We start from the raw sequence: 19242 nt of genomic DNA on the forward strand, positions 1-19242 counted from the left end.
GCACGCTCCGTTCTGGTGGCATCGGGGATATGCACGCACCTGGGCAATGGCCCGTATCAGATGCGTCGAAGAGTGCATCGACCGGCGAGCGGTCAACTTCGGGCAGGTTATGGGCGGGCCGGAAAGCGGGTCAAGTGGCGTGTTATTTTCCGGAGTTGTTCGGCTACTTCCGGGCGGGCGGCGAAGTACCAACGAAGATGCCCGGATATGCGGAGGTGCCGGGTCGGCCATGAATAGGGAGGTCCGACATTGACGCTGGCCGGGAACCGCGTCAAAGATCCTCGCGGTACATCGTGAACTTCTGGGAGAACCCGTTGGTAAGGAGTGCACGGAACTCCGGCCAGGCGCCTCCTGGTGTGACCGGCGAGGGGAAGACACTGGAATGAATGCGGCGAGCCATCCCGATACATCTCCCGGGAATCTGGTGGAGGCCCTGCGGCGTCGTGCCGAGCGGAACCCGGACGACGTTCTCTACACGTTCCTGCGCAACGGTGAGGAGGCGGCGGAGAGCCTCACCTGCGGCGCACTGGACCGGGCGGCGCGAGCCCGCGCCGTCCAGCTCCGGAACGCGGGGCTCGCCGGCACCAACGTGCTGCTGGCCCATCCCCACGACCTGGAGTTCGTCCGCGCCTTCGCCGGCTGCCTGTACGCCGGTGTCGCGGGCGGCCCGGTCAAGTTCCCGCGCAGCAACCACGACCTGCGGCGGCTGCTGCCGGTGGCCCGGGCCGCCGGGACGACCACGGTGCTCACCACCCGCACCGGCCACCAGGAGCTGCTGGAGCGCTTCCCGGACGCGGCGGAACTGCGTGACCTCCAGTGGATCGAGACCGACGCCGCCGACGGGTCGGCGGCCGACGACTGGACTCCGATCGAGGTCTCGGGGAGCGACCTGGCGCTGCTCCAGTTCACCTCCGGCTCCACGGGGCAGCCCAAGGGCGTCATGGTCTCGCACGACAACTTCGCCCGGCAGTCGTCCGAGATGAACGACGCCCTGGCCATCGGGAGCGACGGCGTCCTCGTCTCGTGGGCGCCCTTCTTCCACGACCTCGGCCTGGTGTTCAGCGTCGTCAACCCGCTGTGGCTCGGCACGCCCGCCTACCTCATGGCGCCGGAGTCCTTCATCCGCCGCCCCCGGCGGCTCCTCGAAGCCCTCTCCCGGTTCCGCGGCACCCACTGCGGCGGCCCCAACTTCAGTTACGACCTCTGCGTGCGCAGTGCGGCGGACGACGTGGACCAACTCGACCTGTCGAGCTGGCGGGTGGCCGTCAACGGCGCCGAAACGGTGCGGGACGCCACACTGCGGACGTTCGCCGAGACCTTCAAGTCCGCGGGGTTCGACCCCCGGGTGGCCACTCCCGTCTACGGCATGGCCGAGACCACGCTCATCGTGACGGCCAAGCGCCTCGGGGAGGAACCGCGGACCCTGTGGGTCTCGGCGAGCTCCCTCGCCAGCGACCGGATCGTTCCGATGGCCCCGGAGAGCGCCGACGCCACGCCCGTCGTCAGCTGCGGCGTCACCCAACCGGGCACCCGGGTGCGGATCGTCGACCCCGTGCGGGCGCTGCCCCGCGACGACGGCGAGATCGGGGAGATCTGGGTGCAGGGCCCCTGCATCACCGGGGGGTACTGGAACCTTCCGGACGTCACCGAGGAGACCTTCGGGGCCAAGATCGCCGGGCAGGAGGCGGAGGGCGCCTTCCTGCGGACCGGTGACCTGGGTTTCCGGTACGACGGGGAACTGTTCGTCGCCGGACGCCTGAAGGACGTGATCATCCTCCAGGGGCACAACCACTACCCGCAGGACATCGAGTACGTGGCCGAGAGCTGCCACCCCTCCCTCGCCAGTGGCGCATCGGCCGCTTTTCCCCTCGAACGCGACGGCGAGGAACGACTCGCCGTCGTCGTCGAGGTGGCCGGCGGGGTGGCGAAGGAGATCGGCGCCGAGGCCCTGGCGCAGCAGGTCAGGGACGCCATCTGGGAGGACTGCCAGATCACCGCGGCCGAGGTGGTGATCGTGCGCCGGGGCGCGCTGGCGAAGACCACCAGCGGCAAGATCCAGCGTCGCGAGTGCCGACGCCGCCTGGAGAGCGGGGAGTTCGACCGGTCGACCCTGGCCACCCTGAGTTCCGCCCCGGGCCGCCCGGCCCCCGGCGGCACACCCGCCGCCGCGCCCGCGCTGCCCGGCACCCTCCTCAAGCCGCTGGTGCGCACCCTGCTCTCCCGCATCGTCGGCGTTGCCCCGGCGGAGATCGTCGACGACCGGTCCTTCTCCCACTACGGCCTCAACTCGATCGGCGCGGAGCAACTCGCCGCCGCCCTGGAGCCCGTGGTGGGGCGGCCGGTGCCGGTGATGCAGGTGCTCAACCACGCAACCGTCGACCAACTCGCCGCCGCACTGGGTGCGTTGGGAGGGGCGGAGTGAGGAGCGCGCCCGACACCGCCGGCGGTACCGTCGCCGACCCGGCCGGGCACGACATCGCGGTCGTCGGGATGGCCTGCCGCTTCCCCGGCGGGGTGCGCAGCCCCGAGGACCTGTGGCGGCTCTCGCTGGCGGGGGCGGACGCCGTCGCCGAGATCCCGCGGTCCCGCTGGCAGGCCGCCGACCGGTACGCGCCGGATCCGGAGCAGCCGGGTGCGATCAGCACCAAGTGGGCCGGCTGCATCGAGGACGTGGACCGTTTCGACGCCGGCTTCTTCGGCATCTCACCGCACGAGGCCCGGCAGATGGACCCGCAGCAGCGGTTGCTGTTGGAGACGGCACACGAGGCGTTGGAGGACGCCGGCGTGCCGCGGCGCTCTCCGCTGCTGGCCGGCGGCGGCGTCTTCGTGGGCATCAGCGGCAGTGACTACGGCCGGCTGCTGGGCCGGGACCTGGCGGCCGTGGACGCGCACTTCAGCACCGCGCAGGCCAGCTCGATCGCCGCGAACCGCCTGTCCTACGTCTTCGACATGACCGGACCGAGCATGGCGGTGGACACCGCCTGCTCCTCCTCCCTGGTCGCCGTGCACCTCGCCGTGCGCAGCCTGCGGGCCGGGGAGTGCGGACTCGCCCTCGCGGGCGGTGTCAATGTGGTGCTCGCGCCCGACCAGTGGGTGTCGGTGTCCAAGGCGGGCATGATGTCGCCGACCGGCCGGTGCCGCTCCTTCGGGGCCGGGGCCGACGGGTTCGTCCGCAGCGACGGCTGCGGGGTGGTGGTGCTCAAGACACTGGCCCGGGCGCGCGCCGACGGCGATCGGGTGCTCGGGGTGATCCGGGGCTCCGCGGTCAACCAGGACGGCAGCAGCAACGGCCTGACGGCACCCAACGGCCCCGCCCAGGAAGCGGTCATCCGCGCGGCGTTGGCCGATGCCGGTACCGACCCCGCACGGATCGGCCTGGTGGAGGCGCACGGTTCCGGCACACCGCTGGGCGACCCCATCGAGATCGGTGCGCTGGCCGCCACGTACGGGCGGGCCGGCGAGCCGACCGACCCGTGCCTGGTGACGTCCGTCAAGTCCAACCTCGGCCACACCGAGGCCGCGGCGGGCATGGCCGGGCTGATCCGGCTCCTGCTGTGCCTGGGTGCCGGGCAGGTGCCGCCGACGCTGCACACCTCCGCCCTGAACCCGCGGCTGCCGCTGGACGGCACCCGCCTGGCCATCGCGCGGCGGACGGAGGAGTGGCGGGCTCCAGGGCCCCGGGTCGGCGCGGTGAGCTCCTTCGGGTTCGGCGGCACCAACGCGCACGTCATCGTCGAGCAGCCCGCCCCGGAACCCGCCCGGGAGCCGTACCGACCGCCCGCGCTGCACGTGCTGCCGCTCTCCGCCGCCGCCCGGGAACCGCTGGCGGAACTCGCCGCCCGCTACCTGACGGCCCTGGACGCCCTGCCGGACGGCGATCAGCCGCTGGGCGACCTGTGTCACAGCGCCGCCGTGTGCCGCGGGCACCACCCGGTCCGGGCCGCGTTCACCGGCCGGGACCGGGCGGAGCTACGGCGGCAGGTGGCCGCCTTCCGTCAGGACGCCCCGGGCCCGGACGCCTCGCCCACGACGGGCGGCGCGCCGTGGCGGGACACCGTCTTCGTCTTCTCGGGGCAGGGGCAGCAGCTGGCCGGGAGCGGCGCGGAGCTGTTGGCCGAGCCGGTGTTCGCCGCGCACGCCCGGCGCTGCGCCCGGGCCTTCGACGCGGAACTGGGCGTATCCGTCCTCGACGAGCTGGGCCGGGAAGCCGGGGCGGCCGAGCCGTCCGCCGGGCGCACCGACGTCGAACAGGCCCTGCTGTTCACCCTCCAGACCGGACTGGCCCGGCTGTGGGAGTCGTTCGGGCTGGCGCCCGCCGCGGTGCTCGGGCACAGCGCGGGCGAGGCGGCGGCGGCCCACGTCAGCGGGCTGCTGGACTTCGATGCCGCGACCGCCCTGGTCCTCGCACGCGGCGCGGCCATGCAGACCGCGTCGGGCGCGGGGCTCATGGTGTCGGTGTCGGCGCCGGTGGAGGACGTCGCCCCGCTGCTGGCGGGGTACGGGGACGCGCTGGTGGTCGCGGTGGAGAACGGGCCCCGCAGCGTGGTGGTCTCCGGGCCGGCGGCCGCGGTGCGGGAGTTCACGGACGAGGTGGCGCGCCGCGGGTTCTCCCACCGGCCGCTGCCCGGCGGTTTCGCGTTCCACAGCCCCGCCATGGCGCCGGCGGCCGCCGCACTGCGCGGTACCGGCGCGGGCCGGCCCACCGGCCCGAGCGCGGTGCCGTTCTTCTCGTCCGTCACCGGTGCGCTGTTCGACGCCGCGCGGCGGGACCCGGGGCACTGGGCGGACGGCGTCGCCGGGCGGGTGCGCTTCCGGCAGGCCGTGCGGTCGGCGGTGACCTGGGGCTTCGGCAACTTCCTCGAAATCGGGGCGCGTCCGACCCTGGAGGGCGCGGTGCGCGCCACCGCCGCCGAGGCCGGTACGGCGGCGCAGGTGCTGCACGGTGCGCGGCCCCGCGGCGACGGTGCCGCGGGCCCCCGCGCCGTACTCGCCGAACTGTACGGGCGCGGCGCCCACATCGACTGGCAGGCGGTCTGCGCCGGGGGCCGCTATCTGCCGGGCACGCCCGCGTACCCCTGGCAGCGGCCACGCCACTGGGCGCTGCCGGACCGGCCCGGCGCCGACGAGGAGCGCGCCGCCCCGACGGACCACGAGCCGACGCCCCCGCGCGTCAACAGGAGGAATCCCTTGACAGAGCAGCACGACTGGGCGGTCGACGAGGTCCGTGGCGCACTCTCCCAGGTGCTCGGCCATCCGCGGGAGGACATCGCGCAGGGGGCCCGGTTCCTGGAGCTGGGCGCCGACAGCATTCTGTTGCTGCGCCTGGTGACCGCCGTCAACGAACGGCACGGCACCGGGTTCAAGGCGCACGACCTGTTCGAGACGTACGCGACGGTCGGCGATCTCGCCGCGGCCCTGGCGAAGGAGTCCGCGGCCCCGAGCCCGGCGGATCCCGTACCACCGGTGGCGGCCGCGCAGCCCCTCGTCCCGGCGGCGCCCCGGCCCGCCACGGCGCCCACCACACCCCTCGTCGAGCAGGTGGTGCGGGATCAACTCGCCTTGATGCAGCAGCAGTTGTCGCTGCTCGGGCAGTCGGCGGAGGGGGTGCCGACGCCGTCGGCCACAGCCCTCCCCGCGGCGCAGACCGGCCCCCCGGCGGTGACCACGCGCCCCGCCCCGGCGGCGCCGCCGGCACCCGTGCGCGCGGGCGCCCGCCCCGGCGCGGCGGCGGCCGGTAGCGGGCTGACCGGGCGCCAGCAGGAGTACGTGGACGGCATCGTCCGGCGGATGGAGGGGCGCAGTCCGCGGTCGAAGCAGCTCGCCGGCCGCTACCGCAAGCACCTGGTGGAGAGCCGCACCTGGGCCAACTTCCGCCCGGAGCTGAAGGAACTCAACTTCCCCATCGCCGTGCGGCGGGCCCGCGGCGCCCGCTTCTGGGACGTGGACGGCGCCGAGTACACCGACTACTGCCTGGGCTTCGGCGTGCACTTCCTCGGCCACAACCCGCCGTACGTCGAGGAGGCCGTCGCCCGGCAGCTGGGCCGCTCGGTGTCGCTGGGCCCGCAGCAGGAGCTGACCTACCGGGTCGCCGAGCAGTTCTGCCGGGTGACCGGGCACGACCGGGTGACGTTCACCAACACCGGTTCGGAAGCGGTGATGGGCGCGGTCCGGCTGGCCCGGCTGGCCACCGGCCGGCCCAAGGTGGTCTATTTCGAGAAGTCGTACCACGGCATCACCGAGGGGATGCTCGGGCGGGGCACCGGGGAGTTCGGTGGCGTCGACCCGATCTCCCCCGGCCTGTCTGGCGGTGCGCTGGCCGACGTGGTGGTGCTGCCGTACGACGATCCGGCCTCCCTGGACTACCTCCGGGCGCACGTCCACGAGATCGCCGCGGTCCTGGTCGAGCCGGTCCAGGCGCGCAACCCGGTGACCCAACCCGTGGCGTTCCTGCGCCAATTGCGGGAGCTGACCGCGACCACCGGCACCGTTCTGATCTTCGACGAGATGATCACCGGCTTCCGGGTCGGGATCCGCGGTGCGCAGGGCCTCTTCGGCATCACCCCCGACCTGGCCACGTACGGCAAGATCCTGGGCGGTGGGCTGGGCATCTCGGCCATCGCCGGGAAGAAGGCGCTGCTGGACGGTCTCGACGGCGGGGACTGGTCCTACGGTGACGACAGCGCACCGTACGCGGAGACCACGCTGTTCGGCGGGACGTTCCAGAAGCATCCGCTGTCGATCGCCGCGGCCGGGGCCGTGCTGACCCACCTCGAAGAGCACGGGGAGCGCCTCTACCAGGAGGTCAACGACCGGGCCGCCGGACTCACCAGCGCGCTGTCCGACCTCTTCCGGCAGCGCGAACTCCCCTACTCCGTGGCCACGTTCGGCTCACTGTGGCGCTTCCAGTACGGCGGGCTCTCCAATCTGTACCAGCCGCTCCCCCTGGAAATGCTGTACCACAGCCTGCTCGCGGACGGTCTGTACGTCTGGGAGGGCCGGACGTTCTTCCTCTCCACCGAACACACCGACGGCGACGCCGAGCGGTTCCTGGCCGCGGTGGACCGGAACCTCGACGCGCTGCACGAGGCCGAATTCCTCACCCTGGGCGGCGCGGACCGGCCCGGCCGGACGGCGACGCCCGCGGTCCCCGCACCGCCGCGCGCCCAGTGGCCGATGTCCGCCCAGCAGCGGGAACTGTGGGCGCTGTGCCGGCGCGCGGAACCGGACTCGGTCGCCTACAACGAGGCGGTGGTGCTCGAACTGCACGGCCCGGTGGACGACGCGGCCCTGGGCACGGCCCTGGCCGCCGTGCGGCAGCGGCATCCGGCCCTGCGCGCCGTGTGCTCGCCCGACGGCGCGCAGTTGAGCGTCGTCGAGACCGCGGACGAGGTGCTGCGGTGCGCCGAAGCGGCCGACGACGCCGCGGCGAAGGCAGCCGTCGACGCCTTCGTGAACGCGCCGTTCGTCTTCGAGGCCGGGCCGCTGTTCCGCTGCCTGCTGCTGCGGCGCGCCGAGGACCGCAGCGACCTGGTGATCGCCGCCCACCACCTCGTCTTCGACGGGATGTCCGTGAGCACGGTCCTCACGGATCTGGTCGCCGCCTACGCGCAGGCGATGGAGGGGGTGGACCCGGCGGCGGAGGTCGCCGTCCGGCAGCCGGTGGCGCTGCCGGCCGGCCCGGTGTCGACGGACCTGGTGAGCTACTGGCGCCGGCGGCTCGCCGACTCCCCCGCTCCCTTGTGGGGCGCCGGCCCGGCCGCGGACGGCGCCCGGCCCGGCCGTCCGACCCGCCGGACGTTCCAGCTGGAGCAGGAGGTGTGGGACGCCGTGACCGCGCGCTGCCCCGCGCTGCGCTGCACCCCGTTCATGGTGGCGTTCAGCGCCTTCACGGCGGCGCTGCACGCCACCTGCGGCCGGGACGACCTGGTGGTGTCGGTCCCCGTCGATCAGCGGCCCGGCGAGCGGGAGCGGGACTGGGTCGGGCACTACGTCAGCTACGTGCCGGTGCGCAGCACGGCGGGGGCCGCCGACGTGCGGGCCCACCACGACCGGACGAGCCACCTGCTGACCCAGGACCTCGGGCACGCCGACGTCCCGCTGCACACCGTGTTGGACGCGTTGGAGCAGGAGGGCACCGTGCCGGACGCCTGGCGCACGCGCCGGGAGGTGACCTCCGTGGTCTTCGATCTCAACCCGGCCGTCCCCACGGTGAAGTTGGGCGCGGTCACCGGCGAGCTCCGGTTGCCGGAGGTGGCGGAGGCCAAGTTCGACCTCTTCTTCGACGTCATCCCCGTCGAGGGCGGTGTCCTGGTCGACATCATGCACCGGGACCACGTGCCCGCCGGGGACGTGGAGCGGCTGTGGACGCAGTGGTGCGCGGCGCTGCGCCGGATCATCGACGACACCGCGGTGGAATGAGCCGAGCGGGGGGCCGGGGCGGGCGTGGTGGTGCATCGCGCCCGCCCCGGCCGCGGCCGGTATCGGTCCTGGTCCTGGTACCGGTACCGGTACCGGTCAGGCTGCGGCGAGTTGTGCGCGCAGCGTGTCCAGGCCCATGGAGCCCAGTTCCAGGGCCCGCCGGTGGAACGCCTTGAGGTCGAAGGCGTGACCGTGCCGGGCGCGCGCCTCGTCCCGGGCGGCCAGCCACAGCCGCTCGCCGATCTTGTACGCGGGGGCCTGCCCCGGCCAGCCGAGGTACCGGTCGATCTCGTCCCGGGCCTGGTGGGGGTCGGCGAGGGTCCGCGTCAGCAGGAACTCCAGGCCCAGGGCAGGGGTCCAGCGCGCGCCCCCGTGGAAGCCGCAGCCGGCCGGAATCCGCAACTGGAGGTGCATGCCCACGTCCACCACGACGCGGGCGGCCCGGAACAACTGCGCGCCGAGCATGCCCAGCAGATCGCCCTCGTCGTCGAGGTGGCCCAGTTCGCGCATCAGACGTTCGGCGTACAGGGCCCAGCCCTCGCCGTGCCCCGGCACCCAACACAACAGCCGCTGGTAGGAGTTGAGGCGGTCCGCGCGGTGCACGGCGGTGCCGATCTGGAGGTGGTGGCCGGGCACGCCCTCGTGGTACACGGTGGTGGTCTCCCGCCAGGTGGCGAACACCGCACGGTCGCGCGGGACCGACCACCACATGGTGCCGGGCCGGCCGAAGTCCTGGCTGGGGCCGTTGTAGTAGGCGCCGACGCCGCCACCGGACGGCGCGATCCGGCAGCTGAGCGTCATCAGCTCGTCGGGGATGTCGAACTCGGTACCGCGCAACCGGTGCAGTGCCCGGTCCGACAGCTCCTGCATCCACGCCCGCAGCCCGTCCTGGCCGTGCACCTGGTAGCGGGGGTCGTCGTCGAGCAGTGCGGCGGCCTCGGCCGGAGTCGCCCCGCTGCGGATGCGTCCGGCGACCTGCCGCAGCTCCTCCTCGATGCGGAGGAACTCCGCCCACCCCCAGGCGTAGGTCTCGTGCGGATCGAGCCGGGCGCCCGTGCAGGACCGGGATTTCAGCCGGTAGGTGTCGGCGCCGACGGCGTCCCGCTCCGGTGCCCGGGGCGCGAGCCGGTCGCGGAGGAAGCCGGCGAAGTCCGCGTACCCCTCGGCGGCGTCCCGCGCCCCGGTCTCCAGGGCGGTGCGCAGCGGGCCGGACAGCCCGTGCGCCGCCGCGGGGGCAGTCACCGTGGTGAAGTACGACGGTTCGCCGCGCAACCCCGCCCAGCGCGCGCACTGTTCGGCCACCTGCCGCACCTGCCGCACGGCCGGCGCCGTGCCGCGGTCCACCGCGGTCAGCAAGGAGGCGCGCAGCCCGGTCAGCGCGACGGGCACCTGCGCCAGCCGGTCCGCCACGGCCGCCCAGTGCTCCGGTGCGTCGGCGGGCATCAGGTCGAACACTTCCCGCAGGTGCTGGACGGGGCTGAACGTCACGTTCAGGGCCGCCAGGTCGAGTCCGGCGGCGTGCTCCTCCTGGAGCAGCCGATGGCGTTCGAGGAAGACGGCCCGGGCGACGGTCTCGGCCTCGTCGGCGGGAGTGGCGGCCTCGACCCGGCGGAGGGCCCGGGCGCTCAGGTCGGCGCGCGCCTCGTATCCGGCCGGCGAGAAATCCGTCAACTCCCGCTCATTTCCCGGGACACCGAGATAGCTGGCCATGATCGGATCGAGTTTCGCGTAGTCGACCACATACGCGTCGCATATTCTGTGCACCTCTCCGGGAGTGGTGCACGCATCACTGTCATTCGGGGAATGCAATCCCACGCTGGTCCTCCCGGGGCAGGCGGAATACCGCTCCGTAGAGTCGGGAACATCGGGTAGTGAGCCGAGGGTATCCGCTGCCCGGCAGCGGATGACCAGCACCTTGGTTTCTTTTCCGGGGCACGAAGGTATATCCGCGCATGCCCTTTGGTAGTGCCCGTCCGGCGCTTGGTGTGGAGGCCGGCGTCAAGTGGTGTGATCTCGTTGACTTGCCCCCTCGGCGCGGACACGCTGAAGCTCCGGAATGGCACGCGGTGCGGAAATCCGGATCCCCTCTTCGATGAATGTCTCGCGTTCCGCAGATCGAGGAAAGGTATGCAGATGAAGAGTGAGAACGGGGACGCCACCCGGTCCGTATCCGCCGCGGACGGCGACCGGGTGATTCCCGCTTCTCCGGCACAGCACCACCTTTACCGGCAGCAGGCGACACCGACCGCGGCCGCCGGCGGCCTCGCGCACTGCCTCACGCTGCCCGGGACGACCGCGGCCCCGACGCTGCGGGCGGCCGTCGCCGACCTGGTGCGCCGGCACGAGGCCCTGCGGACCCGCTTCGCCGTGCGGGACGACGGCGTGGTGCAGGTCATCGCGGCGTCCAGCGGGTTCGACTGGCAGCTGCGCGAGGCCGCGGACGCGCCCTCGGCGCGCGCACTGCTCGCCGCGGAGGCCGTCAGGCCGTTCGATCTGCACGCCGGCCCCCTGCTGCGGGCCGTTCTGGTCCGCGCGCCCGGCGCCGATCCCACCCTGCTGCTCGCCGCCCACCGGACCGTCGCGGACGCCCGGTCGATGGCGGTGCTGGCCGACGAGCTCGTCCGCGGCTACCGCGCCATGCTCCTGGGCGAGTACGAGCCGCGCGAACCCGCGCCCTCCTACGCGGAGTTCACGGCCCGGCACGAGGCGTGGCTCGACACTCCGGAGGGGCACGCCGCGGCGGCCTTCTGGCGGGAACAGCTCGCCGACGAAGCGCCGCGTCCGCGGTGGCCCTCCGGTGGGCGGGACGCCGGCTCCGCAGCCCTCCGGCGCAGCCACCGTTTCCCGCTGCCCGCGCCGGCCGTCACCGCCCTGGAGGCGCAGTGCCGAGCGGCCGGAACCTCCCTGGCCACCGGCCTGTTGGCGGTCTTCGCCGTGTTGACCAGCCGATACGGGGGCACCACCGACGTCCGGGTCGCCGTCCCCGACACCGGCCCGGACCCCGCCCCCCTGCCGTTCCCCGACCCGGTCGGCCCCCTGGGCGCCACCTCCGTGCTCCGCTGCGACCTGACCGACGCCCCGTCCTTCGGCGACCTGCTGTCCCGGGTCGCCCGGACCGCGGAACGGGCGTCGGCGCACCGGCGGTTGCCGCTGGAGAGCGCGTCTCCGCACCTCGCCCCCGCGCACACCGCCACCCACCACGTGGCCTTCACCGCCCGCGACACCCCGGGGCGGCGCTGGGAGGTGCCCGGGGGCACGGTCGTCGAGACCGCGACACCGGACACCGGCGCGTTCGCCGGGCACTGCGACCTCGCCCTCGACGTGATGCCGACCGACTCGGGTCACGAGGCCGTGCTGCACGCGGCGGAGGGCGTCCTCGACGACGACGCGATGGCCGCCCAACTGGCGTGCCATTACGTGCAGTTGCTCACCGGCGTCAGTCATGACCCGGACGTCTCCGTGGCCCGAGTGCCACTGCTGACCGCCGAGGAGCACCGGCGGCTGGCCGCGCCGCCGCGCCCGAACCCGAGGCCGACTCCGGAGGTGGTCTGCCACGAACGGTTCGCCGCACAGGCCCGGCTGCGCCCCGACGCCACCGCCGTGATCTGCGCCGGCCGGACCCTGACCTACCGCGACCTCGACCGTCGGAGCAACCGGCTGGCGCACCACCTCCGCGCCCGGGGAGTGCGCCCGGAAACCCGCGTCGGCCTGTCCACCGCCCGCACCGAACACCTCATCGTGGCGCTCCTGGGCATCCTCAAGGCCGGCGGGGCGTACGTCCCCCTCGACCCGTCCTCACCACCGGAGCGGCTGCGCCACATCGCCGAGGACGCCGGGATCGCCCTGCTGGTGCGCGACGGCGGCGAGCCCGGCGCACCGCTGGCGTACGACGGGCCGGTGGTCGACCTGACCGCGGACGCCGACGCCCTCGCCGCCTGCCCCGACCACGCCCCGGAACCGGCGGCGACCGGCGACGACCTCGCCTACGTCATCTACACCTCGGGCTCCACCGGACGCCCGAAGGGCACCCTGATCCCGCACCGCAACATCCTCCGGCTGTTCGACACCACCCAGCAGTGGTTCGGCTTCACGGACCGGGACGTGTGGACGCTGTTCCACTCGTACGCCTTCGACTTCTCGGTGTGGGAGATCTGGGGGGCGCTGCTGCACGGCGGCACCCTCGTGGTGGTGCCGTACGACGTCAGCCGGTCCCCGGAGGACTTCCTGCGCCTGCTGCGCAGCACCGGCACGACGGTGCTCAACCAGACGCCGTCCGCCTTCCACCAGTTGATGAAGGCCGAGGAGGCAGCCCCCGCGGGCGGGGCGACCGGCGGGCTCGCGCTGCGCTGGATCGTCTTCGGCGGCGAGGCCCTTGACCTGCGGGCGTTGCGCCCCTGGCTGCTGCGACACGGTGCGCAGCGGCCGCGGCTGGTGAACATGTACGGCATCACCGAGACCACCGTGCACGTGACCTACCGGCCGATCACGCTGGCGGACACGGTGGCGGGACCGCGCAGCGCCATCGGCCGGCCCGTGCCGGACCTCCAGCTGTACGTCCTGGACGCGTACGGCCAGCCCGTGCCGCCGGGCGTGCCGGGCGAACTGTTCGTCGGCGGCGCGGGGTTGGCCCGCGGCTATCTGAACCGGCCCGAACTGACCGCGGAACGCTTCCTCGCGCATCCCTTCGGCGACGATCCGGACGTCCGCGTCTACCGCACCGGCGACCTGGTCCGGCTGCTCCCGGACGGGGACCTGGAGTACTGCGGACGGCTCGACGACCAGGTGAAGCTGCGCGGGTTCCGGATCGAGCTGGGCGAGGTCGCGGCGGCGCTGGCCGAGTCGCCGGCGGTCGAGGAGGCGGTGGCCGTCCTCAGGACGGATCCGCAGGGCGCGGAGTACCTCGCCGGGTACGTGCGGACCGCGGACGGGGAACTCGACGAGGCGCCGCTGCGCGACGCGTTGGCGCGGCGGCTCCCCGACTACATGGTGCCCGCGGCCCTCGTGGCCCTCGACCGCTTCCCGCTCACCGGCAACGGCAAGGTGGACCGCGACCGGCTGCCCGATCCCCGGCCACCGCACACCCCGGCGGAGGCGGCGAACACCGCCGTCGACGACGCCGCCGCCGTCGACGGGCGGGACGACGTGGAACGCGCACTGGCGGGCATCTGGGCCAAGGTGCTGGGACTGCCGCGGGTCGGCATCGACGCGAACTACTTCGCCTCGGGTGGCGACTCCATCCGCAGCATCCAAATCCTGGCCAGGGCCCGGGAAGAGGGCCTGGACTTCGCCATCCCCGACCTCGTCCGCCATCCGACGATCCGCGCACTCGCGCCGCTGGTGAGCGTGTCGGCGCGGCCGGCGGCGGCCCGGGCGGACGCGCCCTTCAGCGCCCTGAGCACGCGCGAGCGGGCCCGGGTCCCCGCCGGGGTGCTCGACGCCTATCCCCTCTCCTCCCTCCAGGCCGGGATGGTCTACCACAGCGAACTGACCGGGGGCGGCGGCGAGCAGCTGTACCACAACGTCACGAGCTATCACCTCCGCACCCCGTACGCGGAGGCGGCCTGGCGCACGGTGATCGGGACCGTACTGGCCCGGCACGAGGTGCTGCGGTCCTCCTTCGACCTGGACACCTTCGACGAGCCGGTGCAGTTGGTGCACGACCGGGTCGAACCGCCGCTGACCTTCGAGGACGTGAGCCACCTGGCGGAGGCGGAGCAGCGGGCGGCGGTGGCGGAACGGTTCGCCGCGGAGCGGCGCCGCCCCTTCGACTGGCGGGTCGCGCCGCTCATCAGGTTCCACGTGCAGCGGCGCTCGGCGGACACCTGCCAGCTGTTCGTGGTGGAGCACCACGCGATCCTGGACGGCTGGAGCGAGCGGTCGCTGACGGCGGAACTGCTCGACCGGTACCGCGGCGAGGTGGGCGGCGCCGCCCACTCCTGGCCGGACGCGGCCCCCGCGTCGCGGTTCCGCACCTTCGTCGCGCTGGAACGCGCGGCGCGGGACGACGCCGCACAGCGGGAGTTCTGGGCCGCCGAACTCGCCGGCGCCGAAACCGCACCACTCCCCCGCTGGCGGTCCGCCCGGCCCACCGGGGAGATGGTGTGCGCCGAGGCGCCGCTCCCCGCCGCGCTCTCCGACGACCTCCGCGACCTCGCCGATGCCCTCGGGGTGCCGCTGCGCATCGTCCTGCTGACCGCGCACCTGCGGGTGCTGGGGCTGCTGGGCGGCAGTGACGACGTCCTGACCGGCGTCGTCTGCAACGGGCGGGCCGAGGAACGCGACGGCGACAAGACGCTCGGGGTGTTCCTGAACACCGTGCCGATGCGCTGCCGTTTGGCCGACGGGACCTGGATGGACCTGATCGGGCGGACCGCGGAGCTGGATCTGCGCGTCCAGGACCACCGGCGCTACCCGGCGGCGGACCTGATGTCGCTCGCCGGCACCGGCCCCGCGTACGACACGTTCTTCAACTACACGCACTTCCACGTGTCGCAGTCGGTCGGCGCGGGCGACGGACTGGACGTCCTCGCGGAGGAGTGGGCCGCGCACTCCAACTTCCCCTTCGGGGTGGAGTTCTCGCTCGACGACGCCGCCGACCGGCTGGTGATGGCGCTGCGGTACGACGCCGGCCGCTTCGAGGCCGCACAGATCGAGCTGATCGACGGCTACTACCGGACCGCGCTCCGGGCCATGAGCGAGGACCCCTCGGCCCGGTACGCCGACCACCCGCTCCTGTCCGGGACGGAGGAGAAGTGGCTCGCGCAGTGGAACGACACCCGGCGGGAGTTCCCCGAGGACCACGTGCTGCACCACCTCGTCGCGCGACAGGCCGCCCGCACCCCGCAGGCACCGGCCGTCCGCTTCGAGGGGGCCACGCTCACCTACCGGGAGCTGGACGAGGCCGCCGGTCGCCTGGCGCACCGGCTCCGGGAACTCGGCGTCACCCGCGGCCGGTTCGTGGCGGTGCTGCTGGAGCGGTCCGCCGAGCTGGTGATCGGCTTGCTGGCCGTCCTGAAAGCGGGCGGCGGCTACGTCCCGCTGTCGCCGGAGGACCCGGACGAGCGGGTGCGCGAACTGATCGAGGACGCCCGGCCGACCGTCGTGCTGACCACCGGGGCCGCCGCGGCCCGGCTGGCCGGTACCGGGGCCGTCGTGGAGTGCGTCGACGGCCATGAGCGGCGGTGGGCGGACCGCCCGGCCACCGGCCCGTCCGACGCCGCCGGCCCGTCCGACCCGGCGTACGTGATCTTCACCTCGGGTTCGACCGGGCGGCCCAAGGGCGTCGTGGTACCGCACCGCGCGATCAGCAACCGGCTGCTGTGGATGCAGGCCGAGTACCAACTGCGGTCCGGTGAACGGGTGGTGCAGAAGACCCCGGCCACCTTCGACGTCTCGGTGTGGGAGTTCTTCTGGCCGCTGATCACCGGCGCCGTGGTGGTCCTCGCCCGGCCGGGCGGCCACCGTGAGCCGCGCTATCTGGCGGAGCTGATCGCCCGGGAGGAGGTGAGCACGGTCCACTTCGTCCCGTCGATGCTGCGCGCGTTCCTCGACACCCTCGACGACCGCGACCTGGCCCGCTGCGCCCCGTTGAGCCGGGTCTTCTGTAGTGGGGAGGCGCTCGACAGCGCGCTGCAACGGCACTGCCTGGCACGCCTGGACGTCGACCTGTTCAACCTCTACGGCCCGACCGAGGCGGCGGTGGACGTCACCTCCTGGCACTGCCGGGACGACGGGCGGGAGGCGGTGCCCATCGGCCGCCCGATCGCCAACACCGAGACCCACGTCCTGGATCGGCACCGCCAACCGGTGCCGGTCGGCGTGACCGGCGAGCTGTACCTCGCGGGCGACTGCCTCGCGGACGGCTACCACGGGCAGCCCGAGCTGACGGCGGAGCGCTTCCCGCGCCTGACGCGCCGGGACGGGACCGGCGTCCGGCTCTACCGCACCGGCGACCTGGCCCGGTGGACGCCGGACGGCGTCCTGGAGTACGTCGGCCGCGTCGACCACCAGGTGAAGATCCGCGGGATGCGGGTGGAGCTGGGCGAGATCGAGGAGGTGCTGGTGCGGCACCCGGCGGTGCGCGGGTGCGCGGTCCTGCTGACGGCGGACCGGCTCACCGCGTACCTGGTCGGCGCCGACGCACCGGACACCGCCGGGTGCGCGGCCTTCCTCAAACAGCGGCTCCCCGCGCACATGGTCCCGTCCGCCTGGCACTGGATCGACCGGCTGCCCCTCACGCCGAACGGCAAGGTGGACCGCAACGCCCTCGCCCGCCTGGCCGCGGCGGAGCCACCGCCCACGACCGCCCCGGCCCCGCCGCGGGACGACTGGGAGGTGCGGCTGACGTCGGTGTGGGAGGACGTGCTGGGTGCCCCGGTGCACAGCGTCCACGACGACTTCTTCGACCTCGGTGGGCATTCCCTGTCCGCGCTGCGGCTGGTGGCGCTGGTCCGCCGCACGTTCGGCGCCGAGCTGCCGCTGTCGGCCCTGCTCGGCCACGCCACCGTCGCCGAACAGGCCGCGCTGCTGCGCACCGGCGCGGCGGCGCCGGCCACGGGCGGCGCCCCGGTCCCGCTGCGCCCCGGGGGCGGCCGGCGCCCGGTGTTCCTCGTCCACCCGGTGGGTGGCACCGTCTTCGGCTACCGGGATCTGGCCGCGGCATTGGCCGACGGCCACCCCGGCCTGCCCGTCTTCGGCTTCGCCGCCCGCGGCTTCGAGCCCGGGCAGCGCCCGCGGGAGACGGTGGCGGAACTGGCCGACGAGTACCTGGCCGAGCTCTTCCAGGCGCAGCCCGAAGGCCCGTACCGCCTCCTGGGCTGGTCCTTCGGCGGCCTGGTCGCCGTCCAGATGGCCACCGCGCTGCGCGACGCCGGCCAGGAGGTGGAACTGCTCGGCGTACTGGACAGCGCCTGCCCGCCCGCTCCCGCACCGACCGTGGCCGACGAGGCGGACGTCCTGCGCCACTTCGCCGAGGACCTCTACCGCTCCGCGGGCCTGACCCGCCCCGCGGAGGACGAGTCGGCCCGCCCCCTACGGCTCCGCCCCCTCCTGGACGAGCTGCGCGCCGCACAGGTCCTCCCCGACCTGGAGGCGGACCGGTTCACCCGCGCCTTCGACGTCTTCCGGGCGCACCTCTCGGCACAGGCCGGCTACCGCCCGCCCGCCTACCCAGGACGGCTGCTGTACGTCCACAGCGACGACCCCGACGGCACGGACCGCGCGCAGCGGTGGCAGCGGGCCACGGGTGCCGACCTCCTCGCCCGGCCGGTCCCCGCCGATCACTACGCGATGTTGCGCCCGCCCCACGTGGCCCGCATCGCGCACACCATCACGCAGTTGCTGGACAACGGTACGGAGGGACGATGACGGGCCCGGGAGCGATACGGCCACTGGCCACCGCGGCACAAGCGCGACTCTGGGCGGCCGAACAGGTAACGGCGGGGACGGGCGAGCTCAACGTGCCGGTGGCCCTGCGGCTGCACGGCCCGCTCGACTCCGACGCCCTCGTGCGGGCAGTACGCGCCCTGATCACCCGGCACGAGTCCCTGCGCAGCACCTTCGCCCTGGACACCCGCGGCAGACTCCGCTGGACGGCCCACGTGCCGGAGCACGTCCCCGTCCACGTCGTTGACCTCACCGACCGGTCGGACCCGCACGCCGCGGCGCAACGCTTCATCGAGGACATCGCCTGGCGCCCCTTCGACCTGGCGTCGGAGGTGCTGCGGACCGCGGTGCTCACCCTGGCCCCGGACGATCATGTGCTGGTGTGCACCGGTCACCACGTGGTCTTCGACGACTGGTCGGTCGCGGTGTTCTTCCGGGAGTTGGAGGTGCTGTACGCCGCGGCCCTCCGGGGGCTGGACGGCGCCCGGATGCTCCCGCCGTTGACGTTCGGCTACACCGAGCTGAGCTTCGAGGAACAGCGACTGCGTTCCCGTGGCGCCCTGGACGAGCAAATGGCCTACTGGGTCGGCCAGTTGGCGGGCGCCGAGCCGGTCGCCGTGCCCGCGGACCGGCCGCGGCCCGCGGTGCGCACCGCACACGCCGACGAGCACCCGTTCGCCCTGCCCGGCCCCCTGGTGACCCGGCTCGACGAGGTGGGGCGGACTTGTGGCGCCTCCCCCTTCATGACGCTGCTCGCCGGGTTCCACGCGCTGCTGCGGCGGTGGACCGGGCAGACCGACATCACCGTGGGGACGCTGGTGACCGGCCGCACCACACCGGAACGGGAAAAGTTGATCACGTGCCTGGTCAACACGCTCGCCATCCGCTCGACCGCCCCCGCGGGGGTCGCCTTCGCCGACCTGCTCGCCGGGATCCGGCACCGCACGCTGGACGCCTTCGCCCATCAGGAGGCGCCGTACGACCAGGTCGTCGCCGCGCTCCCGGAGCCGGCGCCCGCCGGCCGACGCCCGCTCGTCCAGGTCACCTTCGAGCTCCAGAACACCACCACCGACGTGGCCGCGCTGCGCGGCGGCCGGGGCGAACTCCCCGTCTTCCGGGGCCTGTCGACCGCCGCCCATCCCGTGCCGCGCCTGACCGCGCGCCACGACCTGGAACTGGCGCTCGGCACCGGCGCCGGGGACGCGGAGCTGTCCGGGCGGGTCGTCTATCCCACGGACCTCTTCGACGCGGGCACGATCACGGCGGTGGTGCGGGACTTCCGGGCCCTGCTGGACGAGGTGGCGGCCGATCCGCTCCGCGCGGTCTGAACCCGCCGTCGGCCGCTGAGCGGCACCGGCCCCGGATCCGAACCGTGCCCGCACCCCGTCACGTCGGCCCCCGCACCGCCCCGCACACCCGCTCTGGCAAGATTCGCCGGTC

General features: G+C 73.9%; 5 protein-coding genes. 4 read left to right on the plus strand and 1 reads right to left on the minus strand.

All coding sequences use genetic code 11. From position 1 onward, the window contains the following. The first annotated feature begins 382 nt into the window (after positions 1 to 382). Both ACFVT2_RS03920 and ACFVT2_RS03925 read left to right on the plus strand, forming a co-directional pair. The gene (locus tag ACFVT2_RS03920) at positions 383 to 2422 is read left to right on the plus strand and encodes an AMP-binding protein (RefSeq protein WP_390011759.1); all 2040 of its coding nucleotides are present in this window, start codon (positions 383 to 385) and stop codon (positions 2420 to 2422) included. Further along, positions 2419 to 8418 (plus strand): aminotransferase class III-fold pyridoxal phosphate-dependent enzyme, encoded by a 6000-nt coding sequence (locus tag ACFVT2_RS03925; RefSeq protein WP_390011761.1) that lies wholly within the window; start codon positions 2419 to 2421, stop codon positions 8416 to 8418. Before ACFVT2_RS03920 ends, ACFVT2_RS03925 begins: the two co-directional genes overlap by 4 nt. A 96-nt stretch (positions 8419 to 8514) precedes the next feature. On the opposite strand, the gene ACFVT2_RS03930 is transcribed toward ACFVT2_RS03925, so the two are convergent. Continuing rightward, positions 8515 to 10182: a DUF885 domain-containing protein gene (locus ACFVT2_RS03930; RefSeq protein ID WP_390011763.1), complete on the minus strand. Its 1668-nt coding sequence runs from the start codon at positions 10180 to 10182 to the stop codon at positions 8515 to 8517. Positions 10183 to 10551: 369 nt separating this feature from the next. On the opposite strand from ACFVT2_RS03930, the gene ACFVT2_RS03935 reads away from it, so the two are divergent. After that, positions 10552 to 17784 carry an amino acid adenylation domain-containing protein gene (locus ACFVT2_RS03935; RefSeq protein WP_390011766.1) on the plus strand — a complete coding sequence of 2411 codons (7233 nt, stop codon included), beginning with the start codon at positions 10552 to 10554 and terminating at the stop codon, positions 17782 to 17784. Next, entirely contained in the window at positions 17781 to 19130 is a 1350-nt protein-coding gene (locus tag ACFVT2_RS03940; protein WP_390011769.1) for a condensation domain-containing protein, read from the plus strand. Before ACFVT2_RS03935 ends, ACFVT2_RS03940 begins: the two co-directional genes overlap by 4 nt. The last annotated feature ends 112 nt before the right edge of the window (positions 19131 to 19242 follow it).

Source organism: Streptomyces sp. NPDC058000, assembly GCF_042886435.1.
In the GTDB taxonomy this organism is placed as follows: domain Bacteria; phylum Actinomycetota; class Actinomycetes; order Streptomycetales; family Streptomycetaceae; genus Streptomyces.